At 71.8% G+C, this 22,094-nt stretch carries 22 protein-coding genes; 4 read left to right on the forward strand and 18 right to left on the reverse strand.

Annotation, left to right across the window (positions count from 1 at the left end; genetic code table 11):
* Positions 1–175 precede the first annotated feature (175 nt).
* From WBK31_RS25480 to WBK31_RS25520, 9 genes are all read right to left on the reverse strand, one after another.
* Positions 176–1,357 carry a HAMP domain-containing sensor histidine kinase gene (locus WBK31_RS25480; RefSeq protein WP_364056753.1) on the reverse strand — a complete coding sequence of 394 codons (1,182 nt, stop codon included), beginning with the start codon at positions 1,355–1,357 and terminating at the stop codon, positions 176–178.
* On the reverse strand, positions 1,354–2,022 hold the full coding sequence (locus tag WBK31_RS25485) for a response regulator transcription factor (protein WP_364056756.1): 669 nt from the start codon (positions 2,020–2,022) through the stop codon (positions 1,354–1,356). The genes WBK31_RS25480 and WBK31_RS25485 overlap by 4 nt, the downstream gene beginning before the upstream one ends.
* A 10-nt stretch (positions 2,023–2,032) precedes the next feature.
* Complete coding sequence (locus WBK31_RS25490; protein WP_406673290.1) at positions 2,033–2,641, reverse strand: S1C family serine protease; 609 nt, start codon at positions 2,639–2,641, stop codon at positions 2,033–2,035.
* Positions 2,642–3,796: 1,155 nt separating this feature from the next.
* Positions 3,797–4,741 (reverse strand): VWA domain-containing protein, encoded by a 945-nt coding sequence (locus tag WBK31_RS25495; protein ID WP_378787166.1) that lies wholly within the window; start codon positions 4,739–4,741, stop codon positions 3,797–3,799.
* Positions 4,738–5,697, reverse strand: a complete 960-nt coding sequence (locus tag WBK31_RS25500) for a DUF58 domain-containing protein (RefSeq protein WP_406673291.1) — start codon at positions 5,695–5,697, stop codon at positions 4,738–4,740. Before WBK31_RS25500 ends, WBK31_RS25495 begins: the two co-directional genes overlap by 4 nt.
* Positions 5,694–6,737 carry an AAA family ATPase gene (locus tag WBK31_RS25505; RefSeq protein WP_406673292.1) on the reverse strand — a complete coding sequence of 348 codons (1,044 nt, stop codon included), beginning with the start codon at positions 6,735–6,737 and terminating at the stop codon, positions 5,694–5,696. Before WBK31_RS25505 ends, WBK31_RS25500 begins: the two co-directional genes overlap by 4 nt.
* Positions 6,734–6,880, reverse strand: a complete 147-nt coding sequence (locus tag WBK31_RS25510) for a hypothetical protein (protein WP_364056771.1) — start codon at positions 6,878–6,880, stop codon at positions 6,734–6,736. Before WBK31_RS25510 ends, WBK31_RS25505 begins: the two co-directional genes overlap by 4 nt.
* 286 nt (positions 6,881–7,166) lie before the next feature.
* Complete coding sequence (locus tag WBK31_RS25515) at positions 7,167–8,552, reverse strand: glycine--tRNA ligase (protein WP_364056774.1); 1,386 nt, start codon at positions 8,550–8,552, stop codon at positions 7,167–7,169.
* A gap of 89 nt (positions 8,553–8,641) precedes the next feature.
* The gene (locus WBK31_RS25520; RefSeq protein ID WP_364056777.1) at positions 8,642–8,971 is read right to left on the reverse strand and encodes an antibiotic biosynthesis monooxygenase family protein; all 330 of its coding nucleotides are present in this window, start codon (positions 8,969–8,971) and stop codon (positions 8,642–8,644) included.
* Between the two features lie 59 nt (positions 8,972–9,030).
* Here WBK31_RS25520 and WBK31_RS25525 point away from each other — a divergent pair, with 59 nt between their 5' ends.
* Positions 9,031–9,414 carry a DUF6703 family protein gene (locus WBK31_RS25525; RefSeq protein WP_406673293.1) on the forward strand — a complete coding sequence of 128 codons (384 nt, stop codon included), beginning with the start codon at positions 9,031–9,033 and terminating at the stop codon, positions 9,412–9,414.
* A gap of 12 nt (positions 9,415–9,426) precedes the next feature.
* Here the strand turns inward: WBK31_RS25525 and WBK31_RS25530 are convergent, their stop codons facing one another.
* The 6 genes from WBK31_RS25530 to sucC are packed head-to-tail and all read right to left on the reverse strand — an operon-like array spanning position 9,427 to position 16,369.
* Positions 9,427–10,977, reverse strand: coding sequence for an aldehyde dehydrogenase family protein (locus WBK31_RS25530; RefSeq protein ID WP_364056783.1), 1,551 nt, complete (start codon positions 10,975–10,977; stop codon positions 9,427–9,429).
* Between the two features lie 14 nt (positions 10,978–10,991).
* On the reverse strand, positions 10,992–12,713 hold the full coding sequence (gene gcl, locus WBK31_RS25535; RefSeq protein ID WP_406673294.1) for a glyoxylate carboligase: 1,722 nt from the start codon (positions 12,711–12,713) through the stop codon (positions 10,992–10,994).
* On the reverse strand, positions 12,710–13,570 hold the full coding sequence (locus WBK31_RS25540) for an NAD(P)-dependent oxidoreductase (RefSeq protein WP_406673295.1): 861 nt from the start codon (positions 13,568–13,570) through the stop codon (positions 12,710–12,712). The genes gcl and WBK31_RS25540 overlap by 4 nt, the downstream gene beginning before the upstream one ends.
* Positions 13,567–14,352, reverse strand: coding sequence for a TIM barrel protein (locus WBK31_RS25545; protein ID WP_364056792.1), 786 nt, complete (start codon positions 14,350–14,352; stop codon positions 13,567–13,569). Before WBK31_RS25545 ends, WBK31_RS25540 begins: the two co-directional genes overlap by 4 nt.
* Positions 14,349–15,236 carry a succinate--CoA ligase subunit alpha gene (gene sucD / locus WBK31_RS25550; RefSeq protein ID WP_364056795.1) on the reverse strand — a complete coding sequence of 296 codons (888 nt, stop codon included), beginning with the start codon at positions 15,234–15,236 and terminating at the stop codon, positions 14,349–14,351. Before sucD ends, WBK31_RS25545 begins: the two co-directional genes overlap by 4 nt.
* Entirely contained in the window at positions 15,236–16,369 is a 1,134-nt protein-coding gene (gene sucC, locus WBK31_RS25555; RefSeq protein WP_378787157.1) for an ADP-forming succinate--CoA ligase subunit beta, read from the reverse strand. Before sucC ends, sucD begins: the two co-directional genes overlap by 1 nt.
* 89 nt (positions 16,370–16,458) lie before the next feature.
* Between sucC and WBK31_RS25560 the strand changes: the two genes are divergently transcribed.
* From WBK31_RS25560 to WBK31_RS25570, 3 genes are all read left to right on the forward strand, one after another.
* On the forward strand, positions 16,459–17,712 hold the full coding sequence (locus WBK31_RS25560) for an MFS transporter (protein ID WP_364056801.1): 1,254 nt from the start codon (positions 16,459–16,461) through the stop codon (positions 17,710–17,712).
* A gap of 243 nt (positions 17,713–17,955) precedes the next feature.
* Complete coding sequence (locus WBK31_RS25565; RefSeq protein WP_364056804.1) at positions 17,956–18,693, forward strand: GntR family transcriptional regulator; 738 nt, start codon at positions 17,956–17,958, stop codon at positions 18,691–18,693.
* A 143-nt stretch (positions 18,694–18,836) separates the two neighbouring features.
* A complete protein-coding gene (locus tag WBK31_RS25570; RefSeq protein WP_364056807.1) occupies positions 18,837–19,013 on the forward strand; it encodes a hypothetical protein in 177 nt (58 codons plus the stop codon).
* Between the two features lie 123 nt (positions 19,014–19,136).
* On the opposite strand, the gene WBK31_RS25575 is transcribed toward WBK31_RS25570, so the two are convergent.
* From WBK31_RS25575 to WBK31_RS25585, 3 genes are read right to left on the reverse strand one after another with little or no spacing between them, the layout of a single operon-like run.
* Positions 19,137–20,129, reverse strand: a complete 993-nt coding sequence (locus WBK31_RS25575) for a TerC family protein (RefSeq protein WP_364056809.1) — start codon at positions 20,127–20,129, stop codon at positions 19,137–19,139.
* The gene (locus tag WBK31_RS25580) at positions 20,126–20,614 is read right to left on the reverse strand and encodes a hypothetical protein (protein ID WP_378787155.1); all 489 of its coding nucleotides are present in this window, start codon (positions 20,612–20,614) and stop codon (positions 20,126–20,128) included. The genes WBK31_RS25575 and WBK31_RS25580 overlap by 4 nt, the downstream gene beginning before the upstream one ends.
* The gene (locus tag WBK31_RS25585; protein WP_364056813.1) at positions 20,614–22,020 is read right to left on the reverse strand and encodes an Nramp family divalent metal transporter; all 1,407 of its coding nucleotides are present in this window, start codon (positions 22,018–22,020) and stop codon (positions 20,614–20,616) included. The genes WBK31_RS25580 and WBK31_RS25585 overlap by 1 nt, the downstream gene beginning before the upstream one ends.
* Positions 22,021–22,094 lie beyond the last annotated feature (74 nt).

The following is a 22,094-nucleotide window of genomic DNA, read 5'->3' on the forward strand; positions in this document are numbered from 1 at the left end:
AGAAACAGGTCACACTGCTACTGGAAGGCGCTCGTCACCACCCGGCACAAAGGCTCGTCGGCCTGCTAAGCCATGTCGGGAACGCGGCGGTCACCCCGGGCCTGGGCGCGTCCGTACACACGAAAGGGCCGGCGCGTGACCCTCAGGTCGGGTCCCGCGCCGGCCCTGTCCCGTCTCAGGCCACAGAGCGCGCCAGCGGGTTCGTCTCAGGGGGCGCGTCTCCGGCGCCCTCGCTGGGCGGGAGCCAGAGCACGAACGTGGCGCCCTGGCCGAGCCGGGAGAAGACCGCCACGCGGCCCCCGTGCGACTCCACGATCTGCCGTACGATCGCCAGCCCCAGCCCGGTGTGCCGGTCGCGGCGGCTGGACTCGCCGCGCCAGAACCGGTCGAACACCCGCTGCTGATCCGCCTCCCGCAGCCCGGGGCCGTCGTCGCGGACCGCCGCCCACAACCAGCCGCCCATGCGGCCCGCGCCCACCCTGACCGTGCCGCCGGACGGGGAGAAACGAACGGCGTTCGACAGCAGATTCGCCACCGCACGCCGCAGCGCGTCGGCGTCGCCGATCATGCCGAGGCCGCTGCCGAGCTCGCGGACGATCGTCACGTCGCGGGCGGCCGCGGGAGCGGTGTACTCCTCGCACGCCTCCCCCGCCACCGTCGCCAGGTCGAGATCCGTGTCCGCGAACGCCGTGCCCTGCCGCCTGGCCGTGGCCAGCAGGTCCTCCACCAGCGTCGTCATCCGGGTGGTCGCGCGGTCCACGATGGCCACCGCCCGTGCCCGCTCCTCCTCGCTGGCGTCGGGAGAGGCGAGCACGGCGTCCACGTTCGCCCTGATGATGGTCAGCGGGTTGCGCAGCTCGTGCGAGGCGTCGTCGATGAGCTGCCGCTGCGCGCTGAACGCCTCCTCCAGCCGGTCGAGCATCGTGTCGATGGTGTCGGCCAGGTCCTTCAGCTCGTCGCGCGGGCCGCGCAACCTGATGCGCCGCGTCAAATCGGTGGCCTGGATCTCCTCCGCCGTACGGGTGATCGACCGCACCGGCCGCAGCACCCGGCCGGACAGCACCCAGCCGATGCCGAGGCTGGCGACGTACAGGCCGGCCAGGGTGAGCAGCGAGTACTCGCGCAGCGTCGCCAGCGTCGCGACGTTGACCGCGTTCTCGACCTCCTCCACGAACACCACTTCACGCCTGCCCAGGTACTGGTTGCCGCTGTAGGCCTTGGCGTACTGCGTCGTGATCGGCCGCTCCTGCGTCGTCTTCGACACGGCGAAATAGATGCCGCCGAGCACCAGCGCGGCCAGCACGAACAGCAGGCCCGAGTAGAGCACCGTCAGGCGGAAGCGGATGGTGTGGATCACGACACGGGCTCCTTGAGCCGGTAACCCCGGCTGATCACGGTCTCGATCAGGCCGTCCTCCTGGAGCTTGCGCCGCAGGTTGCCGACCGTGACCCGGACGGTGTTGGTGAACGGGTCGGCGTGCTCGTCCCAGACGTGTTCGAGCAGCTCCTCCGTGGAGACGACGTGTCCCGGCCTGGTCATCAGGTAGTGCAGCACGCCGTACTCCTTGGGCGTGAGCGCCAATGCCCGGCCGTTCAGCGTCACCTCGAGCCGGGCGGTGTCGATCCGCAGGCCGCCCACCTGGAGCACCGACGTGCCGCCCGTGATGTCCCTGCGCAGCAGCGCCCGCACCCTGGCCAGCAGCTCGGGGAACGCGAACGGCTTGACCAGGTAGTCGTCGGCGCCCTCGTCGAGACCCCTGACCCGGTCGTCCAGCCGGTCGCGGGCGGTCACCATGATGATCCGCACGCCCTTGCCCGCGGCGCGCAGCGACCGGCACAGCTCGAAACCGTCGCCGCCCGGCAGGTTCAAGTCGAGCAGCACCAGGTCGTAGGTGTTGACCTGCAGCCTCTCATGCGCGGCCGGGGCATCGTAGGCGACGTCCACCGCGTACCCGGCCCGGACCAGGCCGACGCGCATCGCGTCGACCAGGTCCTCTTCGTCCTCCACCACCAGCAGTCGCATACTTTGAACCCTAATTTCGGATGATGCGTTCAGCGATCGGCGCCGCCCTGTCGATCGGGATGGCGAACCCGATGCCGATGTTGCCTCCGCCCCTGCCCGCAGCGATCGCCGTGTTCACGCCGACGACCTCGCCTCGGGCGTTCACCAGCGGGCCGCCCGAGTTGCCGGGGTTGATGGAGGCGTCGGTCTGCACCGCCGTACGGCGGGCGCTGCCGAGGCGTACCTCCCGGTCGAGGGCGCTCACGATGCCGGCCGTCACCGTGCCCGACAGGCCCAGCGGCGAGCCGATCGCCAGCACCTGGTCGCCCACCGACAGGTCGGACGAACGGCCCAGCGTCGCAGGCGTCAGCTCGCCCGGGTAGTCCACCTCCAGGACGGCCAGGTCCTCGTCGCCGTCCGCGCCCGCCACCCTGGCCGTCAGGCGTCTGCCATCGGAGAGCACCACCGTCACCCGGGTGTTGCCCGCGACCACGTGGGCGTTGGTGAGAATGTGGCCGCGGTCGTCCACGACGAAGCCGGAGCCGCCCGCGGTGCGCGTCTCTATCGAGACCACGCTGGGCAGCACGCGGGCCGCCGTCGCGCTCAGCCCCGTCGGGGGTGTGGACGGTGCGGGCGCCACCCTCGGCAGCGCCGCCGGGCCCCGCCGGCTCCCCCACCGGTCGCGTCCCCGCCAGGACCCCTGCGGCCCCGCCTGCTGCGGCTCCGGCGAGCACGGCCACCAGTGCTGCCGCCGCCAGCCCCCGTCCCCGGCCCGGAGCCGAAGGACCGGCCTGACCGCCTGTCCCGGCCATGCCTACCCCGCCCGCACCTGGTCCGCCCGCACCTGACCCACCTGCACCTGGCCCGGCCGCACCCGGTCCGCCTGCACCTGGCCCCACCGCGCCTATCCCGGCCCCTGCTCCGGCCGCCGAGGGGGCCGCCCACGAAGGCGCGGTTCCCGTCGCGTACGGCCCCGTGGGGTACTGGCCCGCAGGCGAGGCCCCCGCCGACGTCCCGCCTGCACCGGCCGACCCCAGAGGCGACGCACCCGCGTAGGGGGAGCCCGTGGCGGAGCGCCGCGACCGGGGCGGCAACGAGCTGGGCAGGTGCCCGGCGACCCACCCCGCCTGCACACCGGCACCACCGCCCGGCCCGCCGCCCGCGCCCGGCGGCCCTGCCGCGCCCGGTGCCCCTGAGCGCGGTGTCCCTCGCAAACCGGGTGCCTCTTTCGAGCCCAGTGCGCCTGCCACGGACGCGGGTCCTGCGCCTGTGCCGGTTCTAGCGTCTGGCTCGGCGCTCAGGCCCGTGCCGCGTCTCGGCTTCGGCAAGGCTCCTGGCCCTGACGCGGTACCCGGTCCCGGCCCGTGTTCCGCGCCAGCGGAACCCGCGGCAGAGGTGCCGGTGGTCCCTACGGCGAAGGCGCCTGCAGGCCCTGCAGCCGTGACGCCTACGGGCCCTGTGCCAGGGGTGCCGGCGGCGGAGAAGCCGACGGACCCTGCGGCGGAGAAACCGGAGGCGGAGGCACTGGAGGCCGAAGCGCCGGCGGCGGAGGAGCCGGCGCGTTCTGCGGCCGAGAGACTGGAAGCGGAGGAGCCGACGAGACCAGCGGCGGAAGTGCCGGAAGCGGAGGTCCCGGGGGCGGGGGTGCGGCGGGGGAAGAGGCGGCGAGGCGCTTTCCCCTCGGGGCGGGACTCGTCGGCGGGTGATGCTGAAGGGGCGGCGGACGGTGCGGACGGACCCGGACGGACGGCGGGCGGGGTGCGGAAGTCGGGACCTGACGGCGAGCCGATGCCTTTCATGGCAGCCTCGAGAACCACAGCATCGACGTCACCGCCGCCACCAGCCCGCAGATCAGCCCCGCCGCCACGAACCACTGCCAAACCTCCTGACGCTCGGTGCGGTAGCCGACCGAGGTGCCGATGTCCTCGTAGACGGCCTGCAGCTCGTCCCCGCTCGCGGCCTCGTAGAAGCCGCCGCCCGCGGTCTCGGCGAGGCTCTGCAGCGCCGGCCCGTCCACCGGGACCGGTACGTCGCGCCCGGACAGGCTGATGACGCCGTCCGGGGTGCCGTACGCGATGGTGGTGACCGGGACGCCGCGCGCGGACGCCTCGGCCGCGGCCTCGCCCACGGTGCGGCCGGTGGTGTTGGAGCCGTCCGACAGCAGCACGATGTGCGCGGGCGGCGCCTCCTCCTCGCTGTCGAGCGCGGCGATCGCCTCCAGCGAGGTGAAGACGGCCTCGCCGATGGCGGTGCCCGAGTCGGTGCCGAGGCGATCGAGCGCGGTCAGTACGGCCTGCCGGTCGGTGGTGGGCGGCACCGCGACGGAGGCCGAGCCGGAGAACGACACCAGCCCGAGATTGAAGCGTTCGGGCAGCCCTTGGACGAACTGGTCGGCCGCCCGCTTGGCCGCCTCGAACCGGTTGGGCGAGACGTCGGTGGCCCCCATGGACGCGGACACGTCGAAGGCCACCATGATGGTCGCCCGCTCCCGAGGCACCAGCACCTCGGCGGTCGGCCGGGCGAAGCCGACCACGAGCAGCGCGAACATGAGCAGCAGCGCCGCCGCGGGCACGTGCCTGCGCCAGCCGGGCCGGCGCGGCGCGACCTTGTCGAGCAGGTCGTAGTTGGCGAAGCGGACGGCGTACGCGGTCCTGCTGCGCAGCGCGACGATGACGTACGTGACCGCGAGCAGCGCCACCGGGATGAGCAGCAGCAGCCAGAGGGGCGCGATGAGGGTCACGCCGCGTCACCTCCTCCTCCGCTCATGGGAGCGTGTCCGTGCCTGGTGGGGCCGGCGGCCAGGGCGGCCAGGCGGCGCTGCCGCATGACGTGCCTGACCAGGTCGCGCACCCAGTCCCGGTCGGTACGCAGCCGCATGTGGGTCACCCCGGCCCTGCGCAGCCCGGCGGAGACGGCGTCCCGCTGGGCGAGCGCGGCCTCGGCGTACCTGCGGCGCAGCCGGGAGCTGCCGGTGGCGACCTTGCGCCGCCGTCCGGACTCCGGGTCGATCACCGTGAGGATGCCGACGTGCGGCAGCGTCAGCTCGCGCGGGTCGATCACCTCCACGGCCAGCACCTGGTGGCGGGCGGTGAGGCGGCGCAGCGGCGGCTCCCAGGTCTCGGGCGAGTCGAGGAAGTCCGACAGCACGACGACCATGCCGCGCCGCCTGGTCAGCCGCCCGAGGTGCTCGGCGGCGACGCCGAGCAGCGGCTCGGCCACGCCGGGCGGGGTGCGCGGCAGCGCGAACGCCGCCTGGAGCAGCGCCATCAGGTGCGGCCTGCCCGTCCTGGCGGGCAGCGTCCTGACCCCGCCACCGTGCAGCACGTGGACGCCGATCCTGTTGCCGGTGCGCTGGGTGAGGAAGCCGATCGCGGCCAGCGCGGACAGCGCGAGCTCGCGCTTCTCCATCGCGACGGTGCCGAAGTCCATGCTGGCGGTGGCGTCGAGCAGCGCCCATACCTCCAGCTCCCGGTCCGCGACCAGGTCACGGACGTGGGGCTCGTTCGTGCGCGCGGTGACGTTCCAGTCCATCCGCCGCACGTCGTCGCCCGGCCGGTACGCCCGCGACTCCGCGGGCTCGCTGCCCGGACCCGGCACCAGGCCCATGTGCTCGCCCTGGAGCAGCCCATCCAGCCTCCTCGTGATCGTCAGCTCGAGCCTGCGCAGCGCGGGCTCGGCCATCAGGTACGGCTTCATGCGGCGTCCGTTCTCATGTCCGGCCGCATGTCCGGCCGCATGCCCGGCTGCGTGCCCGGCTGCGTGCCGGCCCGCTGCTGGGGAGTGACGACCGGCAGGGGCACCGCCGCCACCACGCGGTCCACGACCTGCCGGGGCATGACGCCGTCGGCCAGCGCGTCGAAGGAGAGCACGAGCCGGTGCGCCATGACGTCGTGCGCGAGATCGCGTACGTCCTCGGGCAGCACGTAGTCGCGCCCACGCAGCAGCGCGAGCGCCCGCCCTGCGGCCAGCAGGCCGAGCGTGGCCCTGGGGCTGGCGCCGAAGGCGAGCTGCCGGCCCACCTCGGGGATGCCGTACCTGTCGGGGTCGCGGGTGGCGTACACCAGGCGGACGGCGTACTCGGCGACCGCGTGGTGCACGAAGACCTCCTCGGCCCGGCGCTGGAGTGCGATGACCTCCTCGGGGCCGAGGATGCGCTGGGGCGCGGGCGGGTCCACGCTCATGCGGTAGACGATCGCCAGCTCCTCCGATTCGCTGGGATAGTCCACGTCGATCTTGAGCAGGAAGCGGTCGCGCTGCGCCTCGGGCAGGTGGTAGACACCCTCGGACTCGATGGGGTTCTGGGTGGCGAGCACCAGGAACGGCCGGGGCACCTCGTACGTGGTGCCGCCGATGCTCACCTGCCCCTCGGCCATGATCTCCAGCAGCGCCGACTGCACCTTGGCGGGCGCCCTGTTGATCTCGTCGGCGAGCAGCAGGTTGACCATGACGGGTCCGAGCTCGACGTCGAACGTCTCGGACGACGGCCGGTAGATCCTGGTGCCGACGATGTCGGCCGGCACCAGGTCCGGCGTGAACTGGATGCGCGCGAACGTGCCGCCGGCCACCGTGGCGGTGGTCTCGGCGGCGAGCGTCTTGGCGATGCCGGGCACGCCTTCAAGCAGGCAGTGACCCTTGGCGAGAACGGCGACGAGCAGGCGCTCGACCATGTGATCCTGACCCACGATCACGCGCTTGATCTCGAACAGGGCGCGTTCGAGCAGTGCGGGGTCGGTCATGGCTGCACGCTCCCGTGCCGGCAGTCGTCCACGACGACCCGCAGCTCCAGGGCCGATGGCTCCGGTTCGGCGAACGCGGCGCCGCCCGTCATCATCAGCGCGGCCGCGGCGAGCAACGTAAGAGCGAAACGTGGTTTACGCATGAATCCCTCGTCCCTCGTATGTGCCGGTAATCGGCTTAGGACGAATGTCATCAGGCGACCGCGAAAAGCAGCGTAACCGTCGTCTTTATACAAATTTTCGGTGTACGCCCCGAGACGCCGACCTGCGCTCCGGGAGGCCGGCCGGTCTGCGCCCAGGAGGGACTCCGGGAGGCCGGTCTACGCTCCGGGATGCCGGTGTCACGCCCCAGGACGCCGCCCCCGCACAGGGACGTGAAAGGGCCGCCCGCCACAACGGCGAGCGGCCCTCGAAGCGACCCTCGGCGGGTCAGTCGTTCAGGTGCTGGCGCAGGTAGGACTCGACGCCCTCGATGGAGATGCGCTCCTGGGCCATCGAGTCGCGCTCGCGGATCGTCACCGCGTTGTCCTGCAGGGTGTCGAAGTCGATCGTGATGCAGAACGGCGTGCCGATCTCGTCCTGGCGGCGGTAGCGGCGGCCGATCGCGCCCGCGTCGTCGAACTCGACGTTCCAGCGGCGGCGCAGCTGCGCGGCCAGGTCGCGCGCCTTGGGCGAAAGGTCGGCGTTGCGCGACAGCGGCAGCACCGCGGCCTTGACCGGCGCGAGCCGGTGGTCGAGCCGCATCACCGTGCGCTTCTCCATGACGCCCTTGGCGTTGGGCGCCTCGTCCTCGCTGTAGGCGTCGAGCAGGAACGTCAGCGTGGCGCGGTCGACACCGGCCGCGGGCTCGATGACGTACGGGATGTAGCGCTCGCCGCTCTCCTGCTCGAAGAAGCTGAGGTCGACGCCGGACGCCTTGGCGTGGGCCGACAGGTCGAAGTCGGTGCGGTTGGCGATGCCCTCCAGCTCACCCCACTCCGAGCCGGCGAAGTTGAAGCGGTATTCGATGTCGACCGTGCGCTTGGAGTAGTGGGACAGCTTCTCCTTGGGGTGCTCGTAGAGCCGGAGGTTGTCCTTGCTGATGCCGAGGTCGGAGTACCAGCGGTAGCGCTCGTCGATCCAGTACTGGTGCCACTCTTCGTCGGTGCCGGGCTTGACGAAGAACTCCATCTCCATCTGCTCGAACTCGCGGGTGCGGAAGATGAAGTTGCCCGGCGTGATCTCGTTGCGGAACGACTTGCCGATCTGGCCGATGCCGAACGGGATCTTCTTGCGCGCCGACTGCTGGACGTTGAGGTAGTTGATGAAGATGCCCTGCGCGGTCTCGGGCCGCAGCCAGGCCAGGCCCGACTCGTCCTCGACCGGGCCGAGGAAGGTCTTGAGCAGGCCGCTGAACTGCCGGGGCTCGGTGAAGGTGCCCTTGTTGCCGCAGTTGGGGCAGGTGATGTCGGCCAGGCCGCCCTCAGGGGCCTTGCCGTTCTTCTCCTCGTACGCCTCGATGAGGTGGTCGGCGCGGAAGCGCTTGTGGCAGGACAGGCATTCGGTCAGCGGGTCGGTGAAGGTGTCGACGTGGCCGCTCGCGCGCCACACCTCGGGCGCCAGGATGACGGACGAGTCGAGGCCCACGACGTCTTCGCGGGACTGGACCATCGACAGCCACCACTGCCGCTTGACGTTGTTCTTCAGCTCGACGCCCAGTGGACCGTAGTCCCACGACGCGCGCAGTCCGCCGTAGATCTCGCTCGACGGGTAGACGAGCCCGCGGCGCTTGGCGAGGCTGACGATGGTGTCGATGACGTCGGTGCGTCGTGCCATTTTGGTTGATTCTCTTTCCGGCTGGAGGTCGGCGAGGGTGATTCGATGAGCTCCCAGCTTAGGGCACGGTCGGCTGCTCTCGCGCGCGACTAATCACTCGTCCCGGAGGAGGTGTCAGGGGCGTCCTGGGCGTCCTGGGCGTCATACGTGTAAACGTCCTCGTACGCGCTGGGCTCGTTCAGCATGAGGATCATCAGCGGATACATCACCATCCGGGCGGCCGACAGGGCCCTGCGGTAGAAGCCGGCGCCCTCCCATTCCGAGATCAGCGCCCACAGGTTGGGCTCGTCGACCGAGCGGGCGAGCCTGCCACGCCGGTAGCCGGGCTGCTGCGCGAAGGTGTCGAGGATGGTCTGGCCCTGCTTGACGAAGTCCTGGGACTGGGACTCTGGGACGGTGTATCGGATCACGGCGAGCACCCGACCAGCCTAGAGGTGCAGGCCCCACGAGTCGCGCGAACTCCCGTAGGCTTCGCGGCGTGGCCCCTGAGAAGAGGCGCGCGGACAAGCGCGACGACATCCGCGGCGGCAAGCAGCGCCCGCTGCCGCCGGGCGAGCGGTTCTTCACGCCGGGCGCGACCGGGCTGCGCAAGGCGGTGGAGCAGCGCAGCGCGGTGCCGATCACATACCTGTTCACGCAGGTGCCCCGCTGGGTGACGCCGGCGGTGATGGTGATGCTGCTGCTGGCCGGGTTCGCGGTGACCAACCCGCTCGGCGGCGTGGCGGTGCTGCCGGTGCTCGCGTTCATCGGCTGGCTGGCGTATCTGTCGTGGCCGTCGCTGGGCGCGGGCGGCAAGCTGCTGCGGGTCGCCATGCTGACGTTCCTCGTCCTGCTGGCGGCGACCCGCTTCGGCGCGCTCTGACACCTCAGGTGGTCAGGGCAGCAGCGTATAGCCGGGGAAGTTGCCCGGCAGGCGCTCGTCGTCCGAGCCGCCGGAGACGGGAACGGTGACGGCGCGGACGAGCAGCTCGCCGCCCACGAACGCGCCGCGCCACGACGCGCCGAGCCCGCCGAACAGCTCCTCGCGGTCGCCGCGCGAGCGCGGCCGGTTGTGCCCGACCTTGAACGCGCGCACCTCGGGCGCGAGCCGCTGGAAGGTCGCCTCCTCATCGCACGACAGGGTGGCGACGAGGGCGCCGTTGCTCGCGTTCATGGCGGCCAGCAGCTCGGCCTCGGTGTCGACCAGCACCATCGTGTCCACGGGCCCGAACGGCTCGGCGTGGTGCAGCGGCGACGACGGGGGCGGGTTGAGCAGCGCCGTCGGTGCGAAGTACGCCGAAATATCCTGACCGGGGAGGAAGCATCCGTCGTCGAGTGCGGCCCGGTACACCGGCACCCCGCCCCTGGCCACCGCCTCGTCCACCTGATCGGCCAGTTCCTTGGCCTTGGAGGCGTTGATGAGCGGGCCGAAGTCCAGCTCCGGCAGCGGGTCGCCGGCCTCGGCCACGGCCAGCGGATGCCCGAAGCGCAGCGAGCGCACCGCCTCCAGGTAGGCGGCCAGGAACTCGTGGAAGAGCGAGCGCTGCACGACGAAGCGCGGGTAGGCGGTGCAGCGCTGCTTGCCGTAGTCGAAGGTGGCGCGGATCTGCCTGGTGAGCAGGTCCCAGTCGCCGTACTCCCACACGCCCCAGCAGTTGAGCCCCTCCTGCTCCAGCACGTGCCGCCGGCCGAGCCCGCCGAGCCCGGCCAGCGAGGTCGCCACCTTGGCGCCGGCGTCCCTGCCGCCCACGAACGACACGCAGCCCAGCGCGGCCGAGCCGACGAGCACCGGGGACAGCTCCGCCCCTCCCCCGCTGACCAGCGTGAACGGCAGCCCCTCGCGCACGGCCAGCGCGCAGGCCAGGGTGAGGCAGCACAGCCCGCCGTCGGTGGGCGTCTTGGCGATCACCGCGTTGCCCGCGAGCGCCTGCACGAGCATGGCGTGCATGAGCACGCTCATCGGGTAGTTCCAGCTCGCGATGTTGCTGACCGGGCCCGGTAGCGGGGCGCGCCCGGCCACCATGCGGTCGATCTCCTCGACGTACCAGCGGACGCCGTCGAGGCAGCGGTCCACGTCGGCGCAGGCCGTCCGCCACGGCTTGCCGATCTCCCAGACCAGCAGCAGTGCCAGCAGGTCGCGGTGGGCGGCCATCGACTCCACGGCCGCCGCCACCATGGCCTTGCGCTCGGCGAGCGGCGTGTGGCGCCAGCGGCGGTGCTCGTCGACCGCGCCCGCCACCGCCCGGCCGGCGCCTGCCCTGTCGAGCCGGGGCGGTCCCGCGATGGCGGTGCCGTCGAGCGGCGAGAAACCGGGCACCGGACGCCCGTCGCGGTGCCAGATGCCGCCCCAGTGGTTCAGCACGCGGTCGTCGTGAAAGGCCTCGGGGGCGACGCGGCGGCACCGCTCGTACGCCTCCTGCCAGGACGTCCCTGGTTTGAGCCGCATGGTGACCTCCCTCCTCAGTCCGACCAGTCGGCGGTGATGAGCTCGGGCAGCGGCTCGAACTCCTCGACGGCGTCGAGCGCCGGCCCCATGGCGGCGTCGGCCTCGCGTTCCACCATCACCTCCACCAGCACCGGCAGCCGTTCGCGCGCCGACTCCGCGCTCGCCCATGCCAGCGCGTCGCGGATGTCGCCGGGCAGCTCCACCCGGCGCGCCGGGCAGCCGAACGCCTCCATCGCCTTGACATGGTCGATGCCGCCCTCCCCGTAGTGCAGATCGACGGCGTAGTTCATGCCGTACGGGAGCTCCGCCTGCCTGATGAGCCCGAGATACTCGTTGTTGATCATGACGATGACGAACGGCACCCGGTACTGCGCCGCCACCGCAACCTCCTCCATGAGGAACTGGAAGGAGTAGTCGCCGGCCACCGCGACGACCTGCCGCTCGGGATGGGCGAGCTTGACGCCCATGGCGGCGGGCACCTCCCAGCCCAGCGGCCCGGCCTGCCCGCAGACCAGGTAGCGGCGCGGCAGGTACGTCCTCTGGAACTGGCCCGACCAGATCTGGTAGAGCCCGATCGCGGTGACGAACGTGGTGTCGCGCGGGAAGTACTCGTTGATCTCCTTGAACACCCTGGGCGGCTTGATCGGCACCTCGTCGAAGTCGTCTCTGCGGGTGAGCGTGCCGCGCAGCTCGGCGACCCGGCGCACCCACCTGCCCGGCTCGCGCGGGCCGCCGCGGCGGCGTGCCTCGTCGCGCAGCGCGGCGAGCACCGGCCTGGCGTGCCCGACGACGCCGAGGTCGGGCTCGAAGACCCGGCCGATCTGCAGCGGGTCGATGTCCACGTGCACGAACCTGCGGCCGCGCCGGTAGACGTCGAGGTCGCCGGTGTGCCGGTCGCCGAAGCGGGCGCCCACGGCCAGCACCAGGTCGCTTTCCAGGAACGCGGCGTTGCCCCACCGCGTCTGCGTCTGGATGCCGGCCATCCCGGCGAACAGCGGGTGGTCCTCGGGGAAGGCGCCCTTGCCCATGAGCGTCACCTGCACCGGCACCTGAAGGTGCTCGGCCAGCGCGCGCAGCTCGTCGCACGCGTTCGCGATGATCACGCCGCCGCCGGCCAGGATGATCGGCCGCCTGGCCTCCTCGACGAGGTCCATGGCCGCGCGCACGGACCGGGGCAGCGGCTCGGGCACGGGGACGGGCAGCGGCGCGTCCAGCTCCCGGTCGTACCGGCAGGTGCCGCGCTGCACGTCGATCGGCAGGTCGATGAGCACAGGACCGGGACGTCCCGAGCGGGCGACCCTGAACGCCTCCCTGAACACCCACGGCGCCTGCGCGGGCTCCCTGAGCTGCACCGCCCACTTGGTCACCGGCCTGGCGACCTCCACGATGTCCACCGCCTGGAACGCCTCCTGGTGCAGCTTGGTGCTGGCGGCCTGGCCGGTGACGCAGATGAGCGGGATCGAGTCGGCGAGCGCCGTGTAGAGGCCGGTGATCATGTTGGTGCCGGCGGGGCCCGACGTGCCGATGCAGACGCCGACGTTGCCGGTCGCCCGGGCCCAGCCGTCGGCCGCGTGGGTGCCGCCTTCCTCGTGCCGTACGGTGATGTGCCGGATCGAGCTGTGCTGGAGCGCGGCGTACAGCGGGAGGATGGCCGCGCCCGGGATGCCGAAGACGGTGTCGACGCCCTCCGACTCCAGCACCGCGACCACGGCCTCCATGCAGGGCACTCGCTTCATGCGTTCAGCCTTTCGATCACCTTGAGCAGGGCGGAGTGGTCGAGCGAGCCGTGCCCCTGCGCCCTGGCCGCCGCGACGAGCTGGGCGACCTGCCCGGTGAGCGGCAGGCTGACCCCGGCGGCGCGGGCCGCGTCCAGGGCGATGCCCATGTCCTTGTGGTGCAGGTCGATGCGGAAGCCGGGGGTGAACTCCCGTTTGACCATGGTGTGGCGCTTGAGGTCGAGGATCCGCGAGCCCGCCAGGCCGCCGGCCAGCACGTCGAGCCCGGCCGCCGGATCGACGCCCGACGCCTCCAGCAGCACGATCGCCTCCGACACCAGGCCGTAGATGCCGCCCACGACGAGCTGGTTGGCCGCTTTGACGGTCTGTCCCGCCCCTGCCGGGCCCACGTGCACGACGGTCGTGCCGAGGCGCTCCAGGACCGGCCTGGCGGCCTCCACGTCCTCGGGCGCGCCGCCCACCATGATCGACAGGGTGCCGTCCACGGCGCCGCGCTCGCCGCCGCTGACCGGGGCGTCGAGCGCGCGTACGCCGACGGCCGCCGCCCGCCTGGCCACCTTGCGCGAGGTCTCCGGCTTGATCGTGCTCATGTCGATGTAGAGCAGGTTCGGCTTGCCGTACTCGATGACGAGCGGCGCGACCTCCTCCACCTGCGGCGAGTCGGGCAGCATGGTGATCACCACGTCGGCGCCGGCCACCGCGTCGACCACGCCCGTCGCGCCCTTGCCGCCGCGTCCGGCGAGATGCTCCACGCGCGCGGGGCTGACGTCGTAGCCCTTCACGGCGAATCCGGCCTTGAGCAGGTTGGCCGCCATCGGGCCGCCCATGATCCCCAAGCCGATGAACCCGATGTTCATGTGCGCCTCCAGTCGAACGCGCCCGGCCCCTCGTGCCGGTACTCCAGGCCGACGTGGCCGCGGTAGCCCGCCGCCGCCAGCCGCTCGAAGATCTCCCCGTACGGCATCCGCCCGCTGCCCGGCGCTCCCCTGCCGGGGTCGTCGGCGATCTGCACGTGCCCGAACGCGCCGGCGTGCCGGTCGATGAGCGCGAGCACGTCCTCGCCCATCCTGTGCAGGTGGTACAGGTCGGCGAGGAACGCCACGTTGGGCCGGTCCACCTGGCCGATCAGCTCGAACGCGGCGGCCGACGAGGTGATCGGGTAGTGCGGGTTCTCGTGGCCGTTCAGCGCCTCGACGACGACGGTCGCGCCGATGTCCGCCGCCGCGTCGGCCGCCCTGCGCAGGTTGGCCACCGCGAGATCCCTGTCGGTGCCGGGGTCGTTGCCGTACAGGGCGTTGAGCACCGTGCAGCCCAGCTCGCCGGCCAGGCGTACGGCGGCGTCGATGTTCGCCTGGAAGCGGGCCGAGCCGCCGGGCCTGGCCAGCAGGCCGCGCTCGCCCGCCGCCATGTCGCCGGCGTCGAAGTTGAGCGCCACCAGGCGCACCCCGGCGTCCTCGACGGCCGCGCGCAGCGCCGCGAGCTCGGCGCCGCTCGGGTCTGGACCGCCGAACGGCCACCACAGCTCGACCGCGCCGAACCCGGCCTTGGCCGCCGCTGCGGGGCGTTCCAGCAGCGGCAGGCCGGTGAACAGGATCGACAGGTTGACGTCGAACGCGACCCCTTCGGGAACCCGGATCACGACGCCGCCGCCCTGGACAGGGCCGAGCGCAGCAGCCGCGCCGTCTCCGACGGCGTCTTCCCGACCCGTACGCCGACCGCCTCCAGCGCCTCCTTCTTGGCCTGCGCCGTCCCCGACGAGCCGGACACGATCGCGCCCGCGTGCCCCATGGTCTTGCCCTCGGGCGCGGTGAAGCCCGCGACGTAGGCGACGACGGGCTTGGTGACGTGCTGCTCGATGTAGGCGGCGGCCCGCTCCTCGGCGTCGCCGCCGATCTCGCCGATCATCACGATGGCGTCGGTGCCCGGGTCGTCCTGGAACGCCTGGAGGCAGTCGATGTGCGTGGTGCCCACGACCGGGTCGCCGCCGATGCCGACGGCGGTGGAGAAGCCGAGGTCGCGCAGCTCGTACATGAGCTGGTAGGTGAGCGTGCCCGACTTGGAGACCAGCCCGATGCGGCCGGCGGAGGTGATGTCGGCGGGGATGATCCCGGCCGACGACTGTCCCGGGCTGATGAGTCCCGGGCAGTTGGGCCCGATGATCCTGGTGCGCCCGCGCGCCAGCGCGCGGAGGCGTACGGCGTCGTGCACCGGCACGCCCTCGGTGATGACCACGCAGAGCGGCACGCCCGCCTCGATCGCCTCCTCCACGGCCGAGGCGGTGAAGCGCGGCGGCACGAACACCACCGACACATCGGCCCCGGTCTCGGCGACGGCCTCGGCCACCGAGCCGAACACCGGCACCGTGCGCTCGCCGAAGTCCACCGAGCGCCCGCCCTTGCCGGGGGTCACGCCGGCCACCACGTCGGTCCCCGCGGCGAGCATGCGGGCCGTGTGCCTGCTGCCTTCCGCGCCGGTCATGCCCTGCACGAGCACCCGGCTGTCCTTGGTCAGAAAGATCGCCATTACGCACCTGCCGCGAGTCGTGCCGCCATCTCGGCGGCGCCGTCCATGGTGGAGACCTGGCGTACCGCCGGGTGCCTGGCCTCGCTGAGAATGCGCCGGCCCACCTCGGCGTTGTTGCCGTCGAGCCGTACGACGATGGGCCTGCCGTTACCGCGGTCGCCGAGGAGCCGCAGCGCGGTGACGATGCCGTTGGCCACGGCGTCGCAGGCCGTGATGCCGCCGAAGACGTTGACCAGCACCGACCGCACGTCGGGGTCGGCCAGGATGATCTCCAGCCCGTCGGCCATGACCTGGGCGGAGGCGCCGCCGCCGATGTCGAGGAAGTTGGCCGGGTTCGCGCCCGCGCCCGCCACCACGTCGAGCGTGCTCATGACCAGGCCCGCACCGTTGCCGATCACGCCGACCGTGCCGTCCAGCTTGACGTAGTTGAGCCCCTTGGCCCTGGCTTGGGCCTCCAGGCCGTCGGACCGCTCGGCGTACTCCTGCCGGTCGTGCCGGAAGGCGGCGTTGTCGTCGAGCGTGACCTTGCCGTCGAGCGCCACGATGCGCTGGTCGGTGGTGCGGATCAGCGGGTTCACCTCGACCAGCAGCGCGTCCTCCGCGACCAGCACCTGCCACAGCTTCTCCAGCACCTCGGCGGTCTGCTCGGGCAGGCCCGCCTTGGCCGCGAGCAGCCGCGCGGTGCCGGCGTCCACCCCTGTCGCCGGGTCGATCGGCAGTTTCACGATGGCGTCGGGGTCGCGCGCCGCCAGTTCCTCGATCTCCATGCCGCCCTGTGCCGACACCATGGCGAGGAACGCGCCTTCCGCCCGGTCCACCAGGAAGGCGGCGTAATACTCCTCGAACGGCACGGTCGCGGCCTCCACCAGCACCCGGCGGGCCGTGTGCCCCTTGATGTCCATGCCGATCACGCGTTCGGCCTCCGCCTGGGCCGCGGCCGGCCCCGCCGCCGGTCTGATGCCGCCCGCCTTGCCCCGCCCGCCGGTCTTCACCTGGGCCTTGATGACAACGGGCGTGCCCAGCTCCGCCGCGATCGCGCGGGCCTGTTCCGGAGTGGCCGCGACCCGGCCGGCGGGGACCGGGATCCCGTGACGCCCGAAGAGCTCCTTCGCCTGGTACTCGTACAGGTCCATTCGAGCCTCCTTTGTAGACGGTATACCGTATGGAGTATTCGCCGTCTAGGGTCTCGACAGGCTCCGGCATTCTGGATATTCCATACTGTATGGAGAATGCAATCAAGGACTGGCGGGGGCGCTCGTACCTCCCTGGACCCGTCCCCGCCGACCGCGTGTGCATGTTCCGGCTGGCCCTGGCCTCGATGGCGGTGATCAGCCCGCTCCAGTACGGCTACGCCGCCCTGCACACTCGCCAGGCGGGCGGCCTGACGCTGCTCGCCGTCTGGATCGCCTGCCAGGCCGCGGGTGCGCTGCCCGCGCTGCACCTCGTACGCCGCAGGCGGCTCGGCGTGCGGCCGTGCCTGGCGGCCGGAGCCGCGCTCACCGGGCTCGGCCTGGCCACCGCCGGGCTCACCTCCGGCCTGTCACCCGCCGCGCTCGCCGGGTACGCGGTGCTCGGCGGCCTCGGCGCCGGCCTGGTGTACGGGGTCTGCGGCGAGGTCGTCTCCTCCTGGTACCCCGAACGCCCCGCCGCCCGCGTCGGCCTCATCACCGGCGCCTTCGGTTACGGCGCCGTGCCCCTGCTGCTGTGGGCCGGGCCGTTCCCCGCGGCCACCGGCGCCGCGTTCCTGGTCACCGCCGCGGTCGCGACGGCCGTGCTCGCCACCGCCGCCCGGCATCTGCGCCTGCCTCCTCCCCTGTGGTGGCCGCAGGACGTGGACCCGCGCAGCCACGCGCTCGACGCGGCGCGCCTGCGCACGGCGCCCGAGTCGGCCAAGCAGTTCGGCCTCGCGCAGGCGCTGCGCACCCGCACGCTGCCCGCGCTCGCGGTGATGCTGGTCTGCGCGGGCGCGGTCTCGGTGCTCGACGTGATCGTGGTGGCCGCCACCGGCGCGTGGGGCGCGGTGGCGCTGCTCGTCGCGCTCAACGGCGCGGGCCGGGCGGTCGCCATGCGCGCCTGCGAGCTGTACGGCCGCCGGCGGGTGCTGTCCGCCGTGTTCTGCGCGCTCGCCGCCGGTCAGGTGCTGCTCGCGGTGGCCGCGCAGACCGCCTACGAGCGGCCGGGCGGCACGCTCCTGCTGTGGCTCGGCGCGATCGCCGCCGGGCTCGGCGGCGGCGCGTTCTACCCGCTGCTCGCCGGCCTCGTCCGCGAGCTGTTCGGCGCGGAGCGGGCCACCGAGATCCACGCCGTGGTCTACAGCGCGAAGGCGGTGGCGGGGGTGATGGCCGCGGGGCTCGCGTACATCGCGCTCACCGCCCCCGGAGCCGCGCTGCTGGCCGCCGCCGCGCTGGCGGCACTGCCCGCGCTGGCGACGCCCCGCCTGCGCATCCCCGGCCTGCCCGCCACCATCCCGCTGTGACGAAGCCCTCCGCACCCTCCCGGACACCGTCCCCCGGCACCCTCCCGGACGCCGCCCCCGGGACCCTCCCGGACGCCGCTCCGGCACCGTCCTCAGCACCACCCCCGAACCGTCCCTTCACACCGTCCCTACCGACCACCGTGATGACGCACTGTGATGAGACTCACGGGCGAGCGGAACCCCAGGACGGTATGCTGTAGGCAGTCGACCAAAAACCGAATTCCAGCCCTGGAGACGTGACCCATGTTGCTGTCGGATCAGGCCGGTCAGACGGCGGCCCCGAAGATCCCCCGTCCGGCGACGCTCCGCGAGAGCGTCATCGAGGCTATCCAAGAGCTCATCGTCTCCGGGCAGCTCAAGCCGGGCCAGCACCTCGTCGAGAGCGAGCTGGCCGAGTTGCTCGGCGTCTCCAGGCAGCCGGTCCGCGAGGCGTTGCAGCAGCTCAGCGGTGAGGGCTGGGTCGATCTCTTCCCCGGCCAGGGCGCGTTCGTGCACGTCCCGACCGTCGAGGAGGCCGACCAGCTGCTCGCCGTACGCGCTCTGCTGGAGACCGAGTCGGCGCGCCTTGCGGCCAAGCACGCGGGCGAGGACGGCGTGAAGCGGCTGCGCGAGCTGTGCGCGCGCGGCATCGCCGCCGTGCAGTCCGACGACGTCGAAGCCGCCGTTGCCACCAACTCCGAGCTGCACGCGCTGGTCACCGATCTGTCGGGCAACAAGGTGCTCGCCGAGCTGGCCGCCCAGGTGGCCAGGCGGGTGCGGTGGTACCACACGCCGGTGGCCCGCCAGCGCGGCATGGCCTCGTGGGAGGAGCACTCCGCGCTCATCGACGCCATCGAGGCCGGTGACGAGCGGCGCGCGGCCAAGATCATGCGCGAGCACACCGAGCACACGCGTACCTCGTACATGAAGCAGCGCGAGAACGAGCCGGTCGAGCCCGCGCCCAAGCCGGTGCGCCGCCGCCGCACCCGCCAGGCCGGCTGAGCGCTTCCCTTCCACCGCGCAGTGCCCCGGATCGGGCCCGGCCCGCGGGAACGGTCCCGGTTGACGTGACGTTCACACAAGCCCACGTGCTCCGAAACACCTCGGGCAGAGGATGGAGCCACACCGATTGGAGGTGCATGACGATGAAAGCGTTCTTCCGCTTTCTCCTCGGTGATCCGCCCGGTCAGGCGGCGGACGGCCGGGCCATCGGCATCGGCCTGAGCACCGCGCTCAGGAAGCACTACTCCGCCGACGACGCCGACCGCCATCTGCGCGAGTGGAGCAAGGACATCGACATCCGCAGAAGCCCCCGGCACTGAGTGCCGTCAGCGAGCACCCCCCACCCGGGCTCAAGCCGTCGAGACACCGTCGCCGGCATGATCGGCGGCAGGGGGGCGGCCACCCTCGAAAGCAGCGGCCTCCGCCCCCGCGTCCGGCGCGGATCAGCGTTCCGCGGCCGGCTCCGGCTCCTCCTCCGATTGCTTCGCCTTCTCCGCCTTGGCATCGCGTGCCGACTTGATCAGGCTGAGCACCGTCGTCACGGCGAGAGTGCCGACGATGACCCCGAGTGACACCAGGATCGGGATCTCCGGCGCCCACGAAACCCCGTCGTGGTGCAGGGCCTCCAGGATCAGCTTCACCCCGATGAAGGCCAGCACGACCGACAGGCCCTTGCTGAGGTAGACCAGCCGGTTCAGCAGTCCTCCGATCAGGAAGAAGAGCTGGCGCAGCCCCATGAGGGCGAAGGCGTTGGCGGTGAAGACCAGGTACGGCTCCTTCGTCAGCCCGAAGATGGCCGGGATGGAGTCCAGCGCGAACAGCAGGTCGGTGGTCCCGATGGCGACCATGACGATCAGCATCGGGGTCACCATCCTGCGGCCGAGGTGCACGGTCAGGCGGGCCCCGTAGTAGGTGTCCGTGGTCGGCAGCACCCGGCGCACCGTGCGCAGCGCGACGTTCTCGGAGAACTCCGCCTCCTCGTCCTCCTCGCCCATCAGCTTCCACGCCGTGTAGACGAGGAAGGCGCCGAAGACGTAGAAGAGCCAGTCGAACCTCGACACCGCCTCCGCGCCGGCCGCGATGAAGCCGCCCCGCAGGATCAGCGCCAGCACGATGCCGATGAGCAGCACCTTCTGGCGGTACTCCCTGGGCACCCGGAAGCGGCTCATGATCAGCAGGAAGACGAAGAGGTTGTCCACGCTGAGCGAGTACTCGGTGATCCACCCGGCGAAGAACTCGCCGCCGTGCGACGGGCCCGACAGCAGAAGCAGCCCTGCCCCGAAGGCCACCGCCAGGCCGACGTAGAAGCTCACCCAGGCCACGCACTCCGTGAACGAGGGCTCGTGCGGGTTCCGGGCGACGAGGTAGAAGTCGACGGCGAGTACGACGCAGAAACCGCCGATCGTGGCCAGCCAGATCCACAAGGGCAGGTTCACCTACGCGCTCCCTTCCTCGCCTGCATCATCCGGGCGTAACGGATGTACTGGTCGAGCAGCTCCTTGGCGGCGGGGTTGCCGCCGGCCACCCGGACCAGCCAGTGCGGCATGAGCCGCTCGTGCATCCACAGGAAGCCGATCGCGAAACCGAGGCTGATCATCGCCTGGTACGCCAGGAACAGCGGCACACCGTCGGCCATGCCGGCCCCGGCCACGCTCTCCTGCAGCAGGCGCGAGAGGGGAAAGGCCACCATCCAGTAGAGGCCGACGGGCCCGAACGTGCCCGGCCGGAACACGCGGTGGGCCAGGAGCACGCCGTACATGCCGCCGAAGAAGGCGAGCGGTGCGGCGAGCGCCAGGGCCGACAGCGCGGCCATCCCGATGGGCTGTCCCGCGAGCAGGATCAGCCCACCGGCCATGGCTCCGGCGACGGCTCCGATCGACGCCCCTGGCAGGGCGAGCTCGAAACTGTGCCGACCGGTCATCAGCCCACGACCACGCCGTAGGCGAACAGGCTGTAGAAGAGCATGCCCAGGTAGAACACCGCGCCCAGCCCGATGATCGCGTTCGCCCACCACTTGGGCCTGATCGGTTTGGGCAGCATGCGGTTGTTCACCAGAAGCAGGGTGACGCAGTACGCGCCCATCGCGAACGTCGACAGGAACGCCAGCGTGTCCAGGATCCCGCTGGGACCGTCGGCGGGGCCGAACAGCAGGATCAGGATCCCGAAGATGATCACGCCCCAGAGGAAGATGCCGTACAGGCGGGACATGCCCAGCTTCTTGGCACCGGGAATGAAGTGGTAGGTCATGTCGGCCTGGCCGCGCGAGAACGAGTCGAACAGGCCCAGCGTCGCGTTGAGGCCGATCAGGGCGATGAACCCGAGGAACACGACCCCGAGCACCGAGCTGCCCGCCGAGGAGACGGCGTTGGCCATCGCGGTCAGCGCCACCTCACGGTCGTCGGCCATGAGCGCCGAGCGCACGGCCGGGTCGATCCGTACCGCCGCCTGGGCGATCACCGTGAAGGAGATGGTGACCAGCATGGTGATGCCCCAGAAGAGCAGCAGCGCGTCGAAGGTGACCCAGCGCCGCCAGCCCTTCCACTTGGCCATCTCGGCCGGGTCGGAGGTGTCGAACATGTACCCGCGGCTCTCCTGCTCCTCCTGGGCGCCGGCGTGGCGCAGCCCGACCACCTTCGGCTGGTGCACGCCCATGCCGGCCCCTGAGTCACGCAGGTGCAGCGTGTACCACATCTGCTGCATGCCCGAGGGGCCGGCGAAGGCGCAGGCGCCGACGATGACGGGGAACCAGGTGGCCGTCATGGCCTCAGGAGGCAGGTAGCCGAAGGAGAACATGCCGGTGATCGTGGACACCACGTCTCCCCAGGAGCCGACCATGGCCGCGACCACGGCCGTGCCGAGCACGAGCGCCCCGATCAGCAGGGAGAGCACGTTCTCCAGCAGGTTGTAGATCACCTTGGCGAGGGTGAAGACCACGCCGACGAGGACCAGCCCGGCGATCGCGGTCACCACCCAGGGGATTCCGGTGATCTCCTCGAACGCCGCCGCGCCTGCGGACAGGTGGCCGGGCCAGATGTAGACGGCGATGGCCACCACGAAGAAGAACCACATCAGCGGCTTGAACACCCTGGCCGCGCCGGAGAAGATGCTCTCCCCCGTGGCCATGGCGTAGCGGGCCATCTCCAGCATGACCACGGCCTGGAGCGTGACGCCGATCAGGAACAGCCACCTGATCTCGGGCCCGAACAGCAGCACCAGCCGGGGCCACATGTACGACTCGCCCATGCCCACGCCGAGCGCGACGAGGAACACCGTCGGCCCGATGAGGTGCACCGAGGGAGGCGCGTCGGGGAGCTTCCTGATGGGCATCGGCGCCAGCCGGCCCGCTTTCCATACTCGTCGATCCTCGACCGGCGGCGTGGCCGTCGCCGGTGGTCTGTTCG

The organism is Nonomuraea sp. N2-4H, from assembly GCF_045291505.1.
Lineage (GTDB): Bacteria > Actinomycetota > Actinomycetes > Streptosporangiales > Streptosporangiaceae > Nonomuraea > Nonomuraea fastidiosa.